Genomic DNA, 13,530 nt, shown 5'->3' on the forward strand with positions numbered 1-13,530 from the left:
ACACCAGACAACTCTACCAAGCCCCGCCCCGTGGCTCCCAGGCCCAGTAGCTCGACGGTGGGCCGCCGAGCTTCCACTCGAAGCCGGTCGTCAGCGTGAAGTTGTTGAGCGTATTGGTTTCGTTCTGCCCGATGGCGATGTTGTCCATCAGCTCCAACCGCCACGCCAGCTTGGGGTGGATCAGGTACTTGAGACCGACGCCCAGCGGCAGCGTGTACATCGACGAGTTGATCGTCAGGGCGTTGTCATTGATATACTTAACGCTGGTCAGACCGACGCCGAACCGGTAGTACGGCCGCAGACGCGAGTCGCCCCACGGGTAGTACAGCAGGCTGAGGTCGGTGATGAAGAGGTTGTCCTGCGACGCCATGTCGGTGTGGAGCGTGTTGACCAGGTCGGGCGTCGCCCAGCCGACGCGCAGCTGCGCGCCCCAGTAGTGGTCGAAGTCCCAACCGACGCCCAACGCGCCGAAGAGGTCGTTGTTCGCGCGCACGTTGTCTGCGGGGCGGCTCGCCATGAATAGCGCGCCGCCGTCCAGCGAGAAGGAGACGGGCCGGTTGTTCCAACTGGTGCCGCGGAGCGGCTCGCCAGGTCCCATCGCGCGGCCGTGGGTCGAGCTGTGGCGCAGGGAGAGGTGCTGCAGCAGCCAGGGTCGGCCGCCACCTTCCTGCCAGGGGCCGGGACCGGGAGGCATCCCTTCGGCGCCGGGCGGGGCGATGAATTGCGGCACGGCTGTGTCGCAGCCGATCGTGCCGTCGGCCGCCGTCGGTGGGCTGAAGAGCGGGCCTTTGGAGGCCATCGCCACCGGCGTCGGTGCGACGGGCGTGGGCGTCGGCGGTTGTGCGAACGCGATACCAGCGAGCGCGCACCATAGGGCCGCTAGCACACCCCCCAAGGCGAGGCGCGTCACGAGGCGTCGCGGCGATCGACTGGCTCCGTCCATAAACGGGCGGAGACTAGGGACCGGCCGCAAAGCGAGCAAGGTCGGCCCGGCAGAAGTCGGGTTTCAGGTGTCAGTAATCAGGGGACCTGACAAGCGGCTAGCCGCTGTGGGAGGGGTCTCCAGACGCCGATGACGCGCACATGCCGTTGCGGACTGGATACCGCAATCGGGGTCTGGAGACCCCTCCTACAACCTTTTCATCAGCTGACCAGTTCAATTCACCGACGCGGTCGTGCTAGCAGACGCGTCAGCCGTGGTGCCGCCTTGGTCGGCGGCGGTCGCCGGCGGGGCGGTGATCGTGGCGTACACGTCGCAGCTGGCGGTGAACGTCTCGCCGAGGTCAGTGACGAACGTGACCGTCGATTTGACGCGGCGCGGCTCACCCTTGGCGGTGAAGTTGACCGTCACGATCTGCTTATCATTGGCGGCGTCGCTCTTCTCGAACGTCAGGCAGTCTTCTTCGCAGGTCACCTGGACGATCTTGAACGGCCGCTTGCCGCGGACCATGAGCTTCTTCGTGACGCTGTCGCCCTGCTGCACGTCGCCCAGCACGATCGTGTCCGGCGCGACGGTCAGCTCGGGGCGTACGTCTGCCGAAACCTCCAGCGGGATCCGCGGGTTCGACGCGTCGTTGGTGACGAGGATCAGCTGCGTCTTCAAGTAGCCGGCCGGCGCGGACTCACGCAGGCGGGTCACCAAGTCGTAAATCACACGGCCGCCGTTACGCTCGCGCTGCACGAGCTCGGCTTCGAGGTAATCGCTTGAAGAGCGGACGTCATCGACGTTCCAGCCGCTGCGGCCGGCGTAGCTGACAGTGATCTTTTGCTCTTGAGCCGTCCCCTGATCGACCTGGCCGAACTCGATCGAGCCGGGCTCGAAGACCACGTCGCCGCGGATGTTGCCGTGGACACGGACCTGGACCTGAGCGGGGTAGGGCTTGCTGATCTGCACCGTCAGCGTCGCGCTGTGGACCCCTGTAAAGGTGCGGGTGTTGAACTTGGCGACGATATAACCGGTCTCGTGCGACTTGATGATCGGGTGCTCGAGGTCCGCCGAGGTGCAGCCGCAGCTGGAGCGGACGCTCTCCAGGACGACGTCGTCCTTGTAGAGGTTCTTGACCGGGAACTTGAAGACGGTGTCCGACCCGCGGGCGACGACGCCGAAGTCGTGGTCCATCTCGTCGAACATCTTCCGGGCCCAGTCCTGGGCCAGGGTCGGCGCGGAGGCCAGGAGCAGTAGGAAGGCGGCGAAGCCGGGGGCGTAGCGAGACATGGCGATGAACCTCACAGCGACTTCGTCGTACGTCGGGGATTGTGAGCGCGTACCTACAGCTTGCGAGAAAGGTACCTTGCTCGGCAATCGGCATCGACGGTTGAGGGCGGGTCGCTTGCCCAGAAAACCACGATTTCCCCGCATTCTGCTAACGTTAAAAACGATTGGGTCGACCCTGGCGCACGCGACACCTCGGGATTTATGAAACCCCTTCGTGGGGGAGGGCGGCGGCTCATGCCCGGGGGGCGGTGCGACCGAGGCGGCCAGCGCGTATAACCTTCGTCAATCCCAAGCTTCACCCACCGCTCGCCCCGCTTATGTCGGCGCCAATTCGACGCCCCTATCGACGTGCCGTTGTGATCGGCGTCGGCCTGATCGGGGGTTCGGTTGCGCTGGCGCTGCGGGAGCGGCAGATGGCCAGGCGGGTGATCGGCGTGGTGCGTTCCGCCGAACGCGTCCAGCGGGTGCTCGACTGCGGCGTCGTCGAAGAGGCGACCGCCGACCTGGAATCCGCTTGTGCGGGGGCCGACCTCGTGGTCGTCTGCACGCCGGTGGGGCTGATCGCCGCTTCGGCTCTGGAAGCGGCCCAGCACGCCGCGCCGGGGGCCCTGGTGACCGACGGCGGCAGCACCAAGGCGGCGATCGTCCGTTACGTCGCGGCCCGCTGGCCGACCGACGCCGAGGGCCTGGCGTTCGTCGGGGCCCACCCGCTGGCGGGCGACACCCGCACCGGCCCCGAGTCGGCCCGGGCCGACCTCTTCGAGGGGGCGGTGACGGTCATCACCCCCTCACCAGACGCCCCTGAGAGGGCCGTACGGGCCGCTAGGCGGCTCTGGGAAGGGCTCGGGTCCAAAGTTGTGGAGATGACGCCCGAACGCCATGACGAGCTCCTGGCGCTCTCCAGCCACGTCCCCCACGTCGCCGCCGCCGCCGTCGCGGCGACCACGCCCGAAGAGGCCCTGCCGCTCACCGCGTCGGGCTGGGCCGACACGACGCGGGTTGCCGCGGGGTCGCCCCCCTTGTGGCGCGATATCCTGCTGGCGAACCCGCAGCCGATCGCCGGCGCCTTGCGTCGACTGGGGCAAGAACTAGAAGCTTACGCCGCCGCGCTCGAAGCCGGCGATGGAGACACCATCGAGCGACTGCTCGAAGAAGGGAGACGCAAACGGGATGCTCTGGGAAGTTGACGTGTTGCCGGCCGATGGCCGCCCCGACCGCGCCGCCGAGCGCCTGGTGGAAGCCGCCGCGCACGCGGGTTTTACGGGCTTGGCGGTCGCGACCGCGCGGGGCTTTCTGATCGAGGGCGACGCGCTCGACGAAGCCGCCGCCCAGCGCATCGCCGACGGCGTGTTCACCGATTCGGTCGTGGAGCTGCGCCGCGTCGGCAAGGTCGATTGCGAGCACCTCGCCTCGGCGCCCGCTCGGATGACGGCCGCCGCGAAGCTTGTGCAGGTGCTGCCGAAGGTGGGCGTCATGGACCCCACCGCGCAGAGCGCCGAGCAAGCGATCGCCGACCTCGGCTTCGCCGGCTCGCGCGTTAGGACGCTTCGCAAGTACTGGGTTGCCGGCCTCGACGATTCGCGACTGGCGGAGTTGGGCCGCAAGCTGCTGGCGAACGACGCCATCGAACAGTTCGTGATTGGCCCGCTGGGGATCGAGCACCTGCCGAGCGGCGCGCCGTACAAGTTTGAGCTGAAGCACGTCACACTCAGCGGCCTCGACGACGACGCGTTGATGCGGCTTAGCAAGTCGCAGCAGCTCTACCTGCAACTCGCCGAGATGCAGACGATCCAGCGTTACTTCGGTGACTTGAATCGCGAGCCGACCGACATCGAACTCGAAACGATCGCCCAAACATGGAGCGAGCACTGCAGCCACAAGACGCTCGCCGGCCGCATCGCTTACCGCGACGAGAACGGCGAGCGGCGTTTCGAGAGCATGCTCAAGGAGACGATCTTCGCCGCCACCAAGCAGCTGCAGGCCCAGTGGGGCGCGGACGACTGGTGCGTCAGCGTCTTCAAAGACAACGCGGGCATCGTCCGCTTCGACGAGACCGACAACGTCTGCTTTAAGGTCGAGACCCACAACCACCCGTCCGCGCTGGAGCCCTACGGCGGCGCCAACACGGGCCTCGGCGGCGTGATCCGTGACACGCTCGGCACAGGCCTCGGCGCGAAGCCGATCGCTTCGACCGATGTCTTCTGCTTCGCCCCGCCGGACACGGCTGACGACTCGCTGCCGCAAGGCGTGCTCGCTCCGCGGCGCGTGATGAACGGCGTCGTTGAGGGCGTGCGCGACTACGGCAATCGGATGGGCATCCCCACCGTCAACGGCGCCATCTGCTTCGATGAGCGCTACCTCGGCAACCCGCTGGTGTTCTGCGGCAACGTCGGCCTGATCCCGCACGAGATGTCGTTCGGCAAGCCCCAGCCGAATGATCTGGCCGTGGCGATCGGCGGCCGTACGGGCCGTGACGGCATCCACGGCGCCACGTTTAGCAGCGCCGAGCTGACGCATGAGAGCGAGTCCCTCTCCGGCGGCGCCGTGCAGATCGGTAACGCGGTCGAAGAGAAGAAGGTCGCCGACGTGCTGCTCGCCGCCCGCGACCGCGGCCTCTACAACGCCGTGACCGATTGCGGCGCCGGCGGCTTCTCGAGCGCCATCGGCGAGATGGGCGAAGAGATCGGCGCCGAGGTGTGGCTCGAAAAGGCGCCGCTGAAGTACTACGGTCTTTCGTACACCGAGATTTGGATCTCCGAAGCGCAAGAGCGGATGGTCGTCTCGGTTTCGGACGACAAGTGGGAAGAGCTTCGTCAACTCTGCGAGTCCGAAGGGGTCGAAGCGACGGCAATCGCACGCTTCACGCCAACGGGCAACCTCAAGCTCACCTATCACGGGGAGACCGTCGGCGAGTTGCCGATGGCGCTGCTGCACAACGGCCGTCCGCCGGTGGTGCGCGAAGCGACCTACACGCCGCCAGCGGTGACGCCGTTCGAGGCGCCCAAGCGCGGCGACTTCACCGAGGACCTGCACAAGATTCTCGGTTCGCTGAACGTCGCCAGCAAAGAGTGGGTCATCCGTCAGTACGACCACGAGGTGCAGTCGGGGAGCGTGGTGAAGCCGCTGGTGGGTATCCACTCCGACGGCCCCGGCGATGCCGCCATCGTCCGGCCGAAGCTCACGAGCCGCCGCGGCGTCGTGATCGGTTGTGGCATCAACCCGCGCTACGGCGACCTTGATGCGTACCACATGGCCGCCAGCGCCATCGACGAGGCGATGCGGAACTGCGTGGCCGTGGGCGCCGACCCATCGCGGATCGCACTGCTCGACAACTTCTGTTGGGGCGACTGCGAGAAGTCGCAGACGCTCGGCTCGCTCGTTCGCGCGGCGCTCGCGTGCCACGACCTGGCGATCGCCCTGGAGGCGCCCTTCGTCAGCGGCAAGGACAGCCTCAACAACGAGTTCAGCTACTTCGATGCGAGCGGCGCCAAGCAGACGATCGCCATCCCGCCGACGCTGCTGATCAGCGCGATGGGCCAGATCGACGACGTCGCCAATGCCGTGACGATGGACCTCAAGCGCGCCGGCAGCGTCCTGTTCGTCGTTGGCGTCACGCACAACGAGATGGGCGGCTCGCACCTGGGGCTGGTGAACGACCTCACCGGCGGCGACGTGCCGAAGGTGGACCCGGCGGGCGCGAAGCAGACGTTCGCCGCGCTGCACGCCGCGATCAAGCAGGGCCTTGTCCTGGCGTGCCACGACGCGAGCGAAGGCGGCCTGGCCGTGGCGTTCGCCGAGATGGCGTTCGCCGGCGGCGTCGCCATCGAAGCTGACCTCGCTAGCGCGCCGCTCGCCGGCGAGTACGCCAACGACTACGACCGCATGGCGGCAGCGTTGTTCAGCGAGTCGAACACGCGCTTCGTCTGCGAAGTCGCCGAAGAAGACGCCGAACGTTTCATGGCCTGTCTCGTCGCCGTGCCGCACGCTCTGGTAGGCCGCACGTTCGACGAGAACGGCTTCCGCTTGAAGTGGAACGGCGTGCGCGTCGTCGAGTCGGGGCTGGCTTCGTTGAAGGAGGCGTGGCAGGCGCCGCTAAGGATGGCGTGATGTAATCCGCTGCTACTCCCCGGGCTGACGCCACGGGGCTCGCACAGAGTTGGTATTTGAGTTTTCCGCTTTCAACTTTCGCCTTTCCCCTTTCGCTATGCCCGCTCCCCGTGTCCTCGTGCTCCGCGCGCCCGGGACGAACTGTGACGAAGAGACCGCTGAGGCGTTCCGGCTTGCCGGGGCGGCGGCAGAGCGGTTGCATGTCAATCGGTTGCTCGAGAACCCCGCGCTGCTCGACGGTTTCCAGGCGCTGTGCGTGCCGGGAGGCTTCAGCTACGGCGATGATATTTCCGCTGGGCGCGTGCTGGGGAACCAGATCCGCCTCGCGCTGAGCGAGCCGCTACGCAAGTTCCGCGACGACGGCAAGCTGGTGCTCGGCGTCTGTAATGGTTTCCAGGTGCTGGTGAAAACGGGGCTGCTCGACATCGAAGACAGCGCCGGCCCGCTGGCGACGCTCACTTGGAACGACCACGGTCGTTACGAAGCGCGGTGGGTCCACCTCAACGCGACGCCCGGCGAGTGCGTCTTCTTGCGCGGCGTCGAACGGCTTGAACTGCCGATCGCCCACGCCGAGGGGAAGATCGCCGTGCGTGACGACGCGGCGCTCGACGCGCTCACATCGCAGGGCAGGGTGGTGCTGCGCTACAGCGTGGCGGACGGCGGCGAAGCGAAGGGCTTCCCCGCCAACCCCAACGGCGCCACCGCGAACGCGGCGGGCCTCACCGACTCGACGGGCCGCGTGCTCGGCCTGATGCCGCACCCCGAGCGCTACCTCTTCGCCACCCAGCACCCGCAGTGGACCCGCAAGAAAGCCGCCGGCGGCTACGACCCGCAAGGTGATGGCGACGGCCTCGCCCTCTTCCGCAACGCGGTTTCCTACTTTGGTTGAGGTTAGGAAAGGAGATAGGGGGATGTTGGTGATAGGGGGGATCGCAAGCGGGCGCGTGAGTCTTTCTTGAGTGATGCCGTTGCGTCGCGGTGTGCGTCATTTTCGGCATTTGGGGATGAATGGGCAGCCGCGTAGCGGCTGCCCATTCATCACCAAATTTGATTCGATGAGACTCGCTACGTCGTTGATGCCTGAATCACAGCAACGTCATCCTTCCGCTTGCGATCCCCCCTATCACCAACATTCCCCTCATCTCCTCTAACGCATGCCCCCTGAGGCAGGTCGCCTAGCGACGCCCAGTGGTTCGATCGTGCGGACCATCACACCGTCGATGTCGGCGGTGACGGCGCCTTCGATCGCGAAGGTGACTCGTATCGTGGTCTCGGCGCTGGTGGCGCGTAGTAGGTGGAACGGCTTCCACTCGCCGGCCGTGTCGCCGCTGGTGAGGACGAGCTCTTCGCCGCCGAGTGATTCGCTGATGGCGAGGCGGCCGCGGTCGCCTCGCGTTGCGACGCGGGCCCAACCGGTGATTTCGATGGTGTCGCCGGCATGGAGTTCGATCTCGGGCGAATCGATCCGCGACTTCGATCGCCGGTCTTCGCCACGCAGCCGCAAAGCGCGCTGGCCGTGGATCTTGGCTTCGGGGATGAGCTCGACGTCGACGTTGGAGGCGGCCTGCACGCCACTGTTGTTCGCTGAAGGCCGCCGCCAACCGAGGCGGCGTAGCTCGTCGATGTCCTCGAAACTTCCGCCGTGCAGCAGGTTGGCGCCGCGCGGGCTTGAGGCGAGCAACTGGTTCATGCGGTACGCGTCGGTGAGCGTCGACGGCAGCACGGCCAGCGGCGAACTGGTGAGCCATCCGCTCTGACGCGTGGCGATATCGCGGCGGGTGACCTCTGCCGTCGAGGCGAGCGCCATCGCGGCGTGAGCGGCGTCGTAGGCCGACGCGTAGTCGCGCCGCGACATGGCGAGGCGGGACTCGTTGAGGCGGCGCAGCGCGGTTTGGCGATCGGCCGAGGTGAGGGCCTCGGTGTCGCGGACGCGCGTCTCGGCGACTTCGAGTAGGTTCGCCGCCGCGCGCGGGGCCGACTGGGCCGTGTAGGTCTGTAGCGATTTCACGACGCGGGCGTCGTTGCACACGAGCAGATCGCCGGGCGACTCGCCGCCGGTGGGTCGCACGCCGACGCCGCCGGCGATCCGCTCGAGCGGCCACGGCGCCACGCCCGCTGGCGACAGTCGATAGACCCGGGCGGTCTCATCGACGCCCGGCAGCAGCAGCTTCTCGGCGCGTTCTGCGGGAGCGGTGGCGAGTGACGGCGCCGTCGCCAAGCGGACCCCGCCGCGGTTAAGCAGCACCGACGCCGGGCTGCCGGTCACCGGGTGCGTTGAGCGTGGCCCGGTGAGCCACGGCTCGATCAGCCGCAGCCGCCGGTTGATCGCTTCGAGCCAACCGGCGGCGGCGATCGTGGCGTCGTCCGGTTCGTCGAGCTGTTGGGTCGCTAGGTACGAGACGCCGATCGAACCGTTGGCGATGGCGCTATCAACCGCCGCGGCGATGTCTGCCGGCGGGAGCCAGATGATCGCCAGGCCATCGCCAAGGATAGCGTCGAGTTGAGCGGTGAGCTTCGGTCCGATGTCGAGCCGGATGACCTCGATCTTCGGCGTGCTGGTGGGAACGGCGATCCCGGCGGGCACGAGCAATCCATCGGCGACGCGCGACCAAGAGTCGGTCGCCTCGGTGACACGGGCGAGCAGCGGCCGCTGCGCGTTGGGCGGCAGCGTGCGGGCGTCGTCGGCCTTGACGAGACCGGCATCGAGGTCGCGCGCATCTAGCTCACCGGGGAGCACCCACGCCAGGACGCGGTCCCATGACGAGACGCCGGCGGCTTCGTCGGCGGTTGGGGCCGGGCAGACGATCCGCAACCGGTAGTAGGACGCATCGGCCATCTCTTGCGGCGTCGGCGGGTGGTCGAGCCAGACCGTGTTCACGCCACGCGAGGCGAGCGTCGCCATAGTCTCGCCGCGGCTGCGCCACAGCCGTGGGAAGAAGAGCTCGCCGTCGATCCGGAAGCCGTCGCTCTGGAGCGTTACCTGGGTGCGGCGAATCTCGCCGCCCGGAGGGGGAGTGAGCTCCGCCGGCCCGGCGTCGGCGACGCCCCCGTCTCCGAACTTGGGCGGCGCCACAATCGAGGCGATCCGCAACTCGTCGATCCACGCCTGGGCCGGTCTCCCCGAGCCCGGCAGCCCCACGCCCACCCGGTGCAGGTAGGCGCCGCGGGTGTCGATCGGCTTGTCGGGGTTCCCGACACGCCAGACACGGGCTTCGCGTTGCAGCTGCGTGGGCAGGCCCTCCAGCTTGAGCGTCGTCAGACCCGCGGCGGCAGGGGCGGGCGCGCTGCGTAAACGCAACGTCAGCATCTCGCCCTTCTCGTTGGTGGTGTGGGGAAGCACCACCTCGGCTGCGATCAAGGCGCCGGGGAGGGTCGCTTGCAGGTCCACTTCGAGCTTGAGTTCCTCGATCACCGCCGCTGTAGGAGTGGCTCGCCACGCCCAAGCGGGCATGCCGGGAGGGGCGGCGTAGGCGATCCGCTCGGCGCCCGTTTCGCCGCCGTGGCGGTTGTCGGGGAGGCGGACCCGTTCCCGGGCCTGGACCTGGGCGCCCGCCTCCGTATCGACCTCCCAAGCGGTCGCCGGATCGTCGTGAGGATCGACCCACACGTCGGCGCGGGATGGCAAGACGCACAACCCGCACAGAGCCACCAGGAGCCCCGCAAGCAGTAGGAGGGGCCAGCCGGCTCGGGGTGGTTTTCGGCCGTTTCGGGGCATCTTGCTAGCGGCGGAGGGGGGCACGGGCGGAGCTCGAGGGGCGCCGCCAAGGCGGCTCGTAGCAGGATTTCGGCTACAAGGCGAGAGAAACGTGTTGCGTCGAGGCCACACGGCCCCCCTGGCCGGGGTTTCGGCGCCAATTGCTTGAAGCACCGTAAGTGCTTTGCGTAGAATTGGTTGCGTCGGGGTGGAAACCGACCAACAGGGGTGCTGGCACGCCGGGTGCTTTAGAAGCGTTCGTCCTTCCACCTCTTCTGGCGCCTCACTCAACGAGTTGCACCCATGCCCGATACCCACGCCTCCGCGACCGTCAGCAGCACCGAACTCCCGGCCGATTTGGTCCAATTGATCGCCGCCGTTGGCGAACTCCCTGCCGAGCACGCCCGGGCATTGAGCCCGCTGCTGGACCGTGTGGTTGAGAGCACCGGCCGCCGCCGCCGGATCCTGTCGCTGGTGCAGGACGCCCTGGGCCAGTTGCGGCTGGACATGAAGTACCTGATGTTCGACCTAGAAGCGACCCGCCGTGAACGCGACGAGGCTCAGCAGCGTCTAGAAGAACTGACCGGCGACGGAGAAGATTGATCCACCCCGTCAACGTGGCGGTCGGCGGGTGACCGAGGGCCTGATGCAGGTCATGCCGCCGCGGATAAACTGTCAATCGGAAATGAGAAGGGGCGCCCGGCCCAGGTCGGCGCCCAAGGCAAGCGGAACCGCCGGCGTCGCTCGATGCAATTACCCTCTACTGCCGACGACTTGGCTCGCTCCGCCATCGACGTGGGCGTCGTCACCGACGCACAGCTCCAACCCGTTTGGAGCGAGTTGGGGTCGAGCAACGTCCCGATGTCCGAGCTGGCCCAGGTGCTGCTCCGCAAGGGGCTGCTCACCAACTACCAGCTCGAGCGCATCCAGAAGGGACTCCGCGACGGGTACGTCTACGGCGACTATACGGTGCTGTACTGCGTGGGCTCGGGCACTTTCGCCCGGGTGTTCCGCGCCGTGCACCGTGAGACGGGGCAGATCTTCGCGGTGAAGGTCTTGCGGTCGCGGCACAACGGGACGCCGAAGGCCGATTTCTTCCGCCGTGAGGGGGAGCTGGGCAAACGCCTCAAGCACCCCAACATCGTCGCGATCCACGACGTGGTGAGCCGCCCCGGGCTGCACTACATGGTGATGGACTTCATCGAGGGGCAGAATCTCCGCGATCTCTACCGCATCCGCAAGAAGTTTGAGTGGGAGAACGCGGCGAACATCCTCTGCGACGTGCTCGGCGGTTTGCACTACGCCTTCCAGCAGGGCGTCACGCACCGCGACCTGAAGATGTCGAACGTCTTGGTGGCGTCCGACGGGTCGGGCAAGCTCGTCGATTTCGGCCTGGCGGCGCTCGACGGCGTCGTCGGCGATGACTCGGGCGTCGATCGCACCGTGGAGTACGGCTCGCTCGAGAAACTCACAGGCGTCCGCAAGGACGACACCCGCAGCGACGTCTTCTTCGCTGGGTACATGCTGCACCAGATGATCTCGGGCGTGGCGAGCCTCCCCGAGGGCCGCAACCGCGCACAGAAGTACGCCCGCGGCGAGGTCTTCAAAGATATCCGCCCGCTGTTGGAACTCGCGCCCGACGTGCCGATGTCCCTGGCGATGACGGTGAGCAAGGCGCTGGAGCTCGATCCCGAGCGGCGATTCCAAACCCCCGGCGACATGCTCGCCGAATTGAAGCTGGCGATGCGCCGGGCGAAGGGCTCGGAAACCAGCGCCGCGGCGCGTAGCGTCGAAGAGCTGGAGGGTATGGGCCCCGACGGCAAGCCGCGGAAGCTGCTAATCGTCGAGTCCGACGTGAAGCGGCAAGACGTGCTGCGTGAGCTGTTCAAACGAAACGGCTATCGCGTCCTGGTGGCGACCGACGGCGCCCGGGCTTTGACGCGGTTCGTCAACGACCCGTCCGCTGCGGACATCGTCTTGTTCTGCGGTGCGACCATCGGCGCCGACGCCGTGCGGGCGTTCAACCAGTTCGGCGAAGAGCGGGCCACCGCCAATATCCCGACGGTGCTGCTTTTGGAAGAGGCCCAGAATCAGTGGGTCCAGGCCGCCAAGACCGCCGAGCACCGCGGCGTGGTCGTGATGCCGGTCAAGCTGCGGCGGCTGCGAGAAGCGGTGCTGAGCGCGGCGACAGCGGTAGAGAACGTGGCGAAGGCGTGAGCAAACCGTTGCAGGGAGCCGGAACGCGTTAGCGCCCGGAGTTGCGGCGGGTACCCACTTCGACTCCGGTCGCTTACGCTTCCGGCTCCCCGTCATTCTCGCTGCTGACCCTCTGCGATCGTTGTGCATACCGTTCTCGGCCACGACCCTGCGAAGGACCGCTTCCGGCGGACGCTCGCGCATGGGCGGTTGGCGAGCACGTATCTCTTTGTCGGTCCCGAGGGCGTCGGCAAACGCACCTTTGCCGAGTGGCTGGCGGCGGCGCTGCTCTGTGCGAACCGGCGACATGACTCGCTCGACGCCTGCGGGCATTGCGACAGTTGTCGGCTCAGCATGGCGGGGACGCATCCCGACCTCTTGCGGGTGTCGCGACCCGAGGACAAGACGACGCTGCCGGTCGATCTCTTCATCGGCCCGGCGGACAAACGGAACCGCGAAGGGCTCTGCCACGATATCGCGCTGCGGCCGCTGGTGGCGACACGCCGCGTCGCGATCATCGACGACGCAGACGACTTCAGTGTCGAGACCGCCAACTGCTTGCTGAAGACGCTCGAAGAGCCGCCGCCGGGGTCGCTGCTGATCCTCATCGGCACGAGCATGGCGCGGCAGCTCTCGACGATCCGTTCCCGCTCGCAGGTCGTGCGGTTCGAGCGGCTCGAAGAGACGCAAGTCGCGGAGATTCTCCGGCGGGAACCTCACTCGCTCGAGGCGAGTGAAGCCGCTCGGCTGGCGGCGATCTCCGCTGGCAGCGTGAGCCGTGCGCTGGAACTCGCCGAGGGGCAGCTCGATCAGGCCCGTCAGACGCTGCTGAACCGACTGCAGTCGCCGCGGATCGACGCGAACGACTTGGCCCGGGTCTTCGAGGAAGAGACCAAAGCGGTCGCCACCGAGCCCCGCATCCGCCGGCGGGCGATGCGCGAGTTGCTCGCCGCCACAATCGGTGAGCTGCGGGGACGGCTCGCCGAATCGGTCGGCGACGTGACGCGGACCGACGCGATCCTTCGCCAACTCGACGCCTGCTTCGACGCGGAGGTGGCGATCGATCGGAACGGCAACCAGTCGGCGGTCGTAGCGTCGTTGGCGAATCACCTGGCGCGACTCGCAAGGTAAAGTTCACGTCGATTTGCCGGCGCAAACGCGCGAACCATGATCGCGTCGCCGAGTTGACCCTTGGCGCGGGGCGGCTTAGACTCCCCGGCCTGAAGCCCAACGGTGGCGACGCAAATCGCGGTAGAATAGCGACTTGCGACAGCCTGTGGCTCGTGTCGAGAAGCCTTGTCGGATTCGTTGTCTGCCT

At 67.3% G+C, this 13,530-nt stretch carries 9 protein-coding genes; 6 read left to right on the forward strand and 3 right to left on the reverse strand.

Features of this window, described 5'->3' with window-relative positions:
- Positions 1-13: 13 nt before the first annotated feature.
- Both Spa11_RS06440 and Spa11_RS06445 read right to left on the reverse strand, forming a co-directional pair.
- A complete protein-coding gene (locus Spa11_RS06440) occupies positions 14-910 on the reverse strand; it encodes an outer membrane beta-barrel protein (RefSeq protein WP_197529789.1) in 897 nt (298 codons plus the stop codon).
- Between the two features lie 246 nt (positions 911-1,156).
- The gene (locus tag Spa11_RS06445; protein WP_197529790.1) at positions 1,157-2,215 is read right to left on the reverse strand and encodes a DUF1573 domain-containing protein; all 1,059 of its coding nucleotides are present in this window, start codon (positions 2,213-2,215) and stop codon (positions 1,157-1,159) included.
- A gap of 317 nt (positions 2,216-2,532) precedes the next feature.
- Between Spa11_RS06445 and Spa11_RS06450 the strand changes: the two genes are divergently transcribed.
- From Spa11_RS06450 to purQ, 3 genes are all read left to right on the forward strand, one after another.
- Positions 2,533-3,402: a prephenate dehydrogenase gene (locus Spa11_RS06450; protein WP_145109594.1), complete on the forward strand. Its 870-nt coding sequence runs from the start codon at positions 2,533-2,535 to the stop codon at positions 3,400-3,402.
- Complete coding sequence (gene purL, locus Spa11_RS06455) at positions 3,386-6,322, forward strand: phosphoribosylformylglycinamidine synthase subunit PurL (RefSeq protein WP_145109597.1); 2,937 nt, start codon at positions 3,386-3,388, stop codon at positions 6,320-6,322. Before Spa11_RS06450 ends, purL begins: the two co-directional genes overlap by 17 nt.
- A 97-nt stretch (positions 6,323-6,419) precedes the next feature.
- A complete protein-coding gene (gene purQ / locus Spa11_RS06460; RefSeq protein ID WP_145109600.1) occupies positions 6,420-7,211 on the forward strand; it encodes a phosphoribosylformylglycinamidine synthase I in 792 nt (263 codons plus the stop codon).
- Between the two features lie 258 nt (positions 7,212-7,469).
- Here the strand turns inward: purQ and Spa11_RS06465 are convergent, their stop codons facing one another.
- On the reverse strand, positions 7,470-9,947 hold the full coding sequence (locus Spa11_RS06465) for a hypothetical protein (protein ID WP_145109603.1): 2,478 nt from the start codon (positions 9,945-9,947) through the stop codon (positions 7,470-7,472).
- Between the two features lie 372 nt (positions 9,948-10,319).
- Here Spa11_RS06465 and Spa11_RS06470 point away from each other — a divergent pair, with 372 nt between their 5' ends.
- From Spa11_RS06470 to Spa11_RS06480, 3 genes are all read left to right on the forward strand, one after another.
- Positions 10,320-10,619: a transcriptional regulator gene (locus Spa11_RS06470; protein ID WP_145109606.1), complete on the forward strand. Its 300-nt coding sequence runs from the start codon at positions 10,320-10,322 to the stop codon at positions 10,617-10,619.
- 144 nt (positions 10,620-10,763) lie between these two features.
- On the forward strand, positions 10,764-12,233 hold the full coding sequence (locus tag Spa11_RS06475) for a serine/threonine protein kinase (protein ID WP_145109609.1): 1,470 nt from the start codon (positions 10,764-10,766) through the stop codon (positions 12,231-12,233).
- Between the two features lie 123 nt (positions 12,234-12,356).
- Positions 12,357-13,343, forward strand: coding sequence for a DNA polymerase III subunit (locus Spa11_RS06480; protein WP_197529791.1), 987 nt, complete (start codon positions 12,357-12,359; stop codon positions 13,341-13,343).
- Positions 13,344-13,530 lie beyond the last annotated feature (187 nt).

The sequence above is a fragment of the Botrimarina mediterranea genome, from assembly GCF_007753265.1.
Lineage (GTDB): Bacteria > Planctomycetota > Planctomycetia > Pirellulales > Lacipirellulaceae > Botrimarina > Botrimarina mediterranea.

Bases quoted from the DNA above. Each gene is read 5' to 3' on its own strand.
- Spa11_RS06470 (WP_145109606.1), top strand. From the start codon at position 10,320: ATGCCCGATACCCACGCCTCCGCGACCGTCAGCAGCACCGAACTCCCG.
- purQ (WP_145109600.1), top strand. From the start codon at position 6,420: ATGCCCGCTCCCCGTGTCCTCGTGCTCCGCGCGCCCGGGACGAACTGT.
- Spa11_RS06475 (WP_145109609.1), top strand. From the start codon at position 10,764: ATGCAATTACCCTCTACTGCCGACGACTTGGCTCGCTCCGCCATCGAC.
- Spa11_RS06450 (WP_145109594.1), top strand. From the start codon at position 2,533: ATGTCGGCGCCAATTCGACGCCCCTATCGACGTGCCGTTGTGATCGGC.
- Spa11_RS06445 (WP_197529790.1), bottom strand. From the start codon at position 2,215: ATGTCTCGCTACGCCCCCGGCTTCGCCGCCTTCCTACTGCTCCTGGCC.
- purL (WP_145109597.1), top strand. From the start codon at position 3,386: ATGCTCTGGGAAGTTGACGTGTTGCCGGCCGATGGCCGCCCCGACCGC.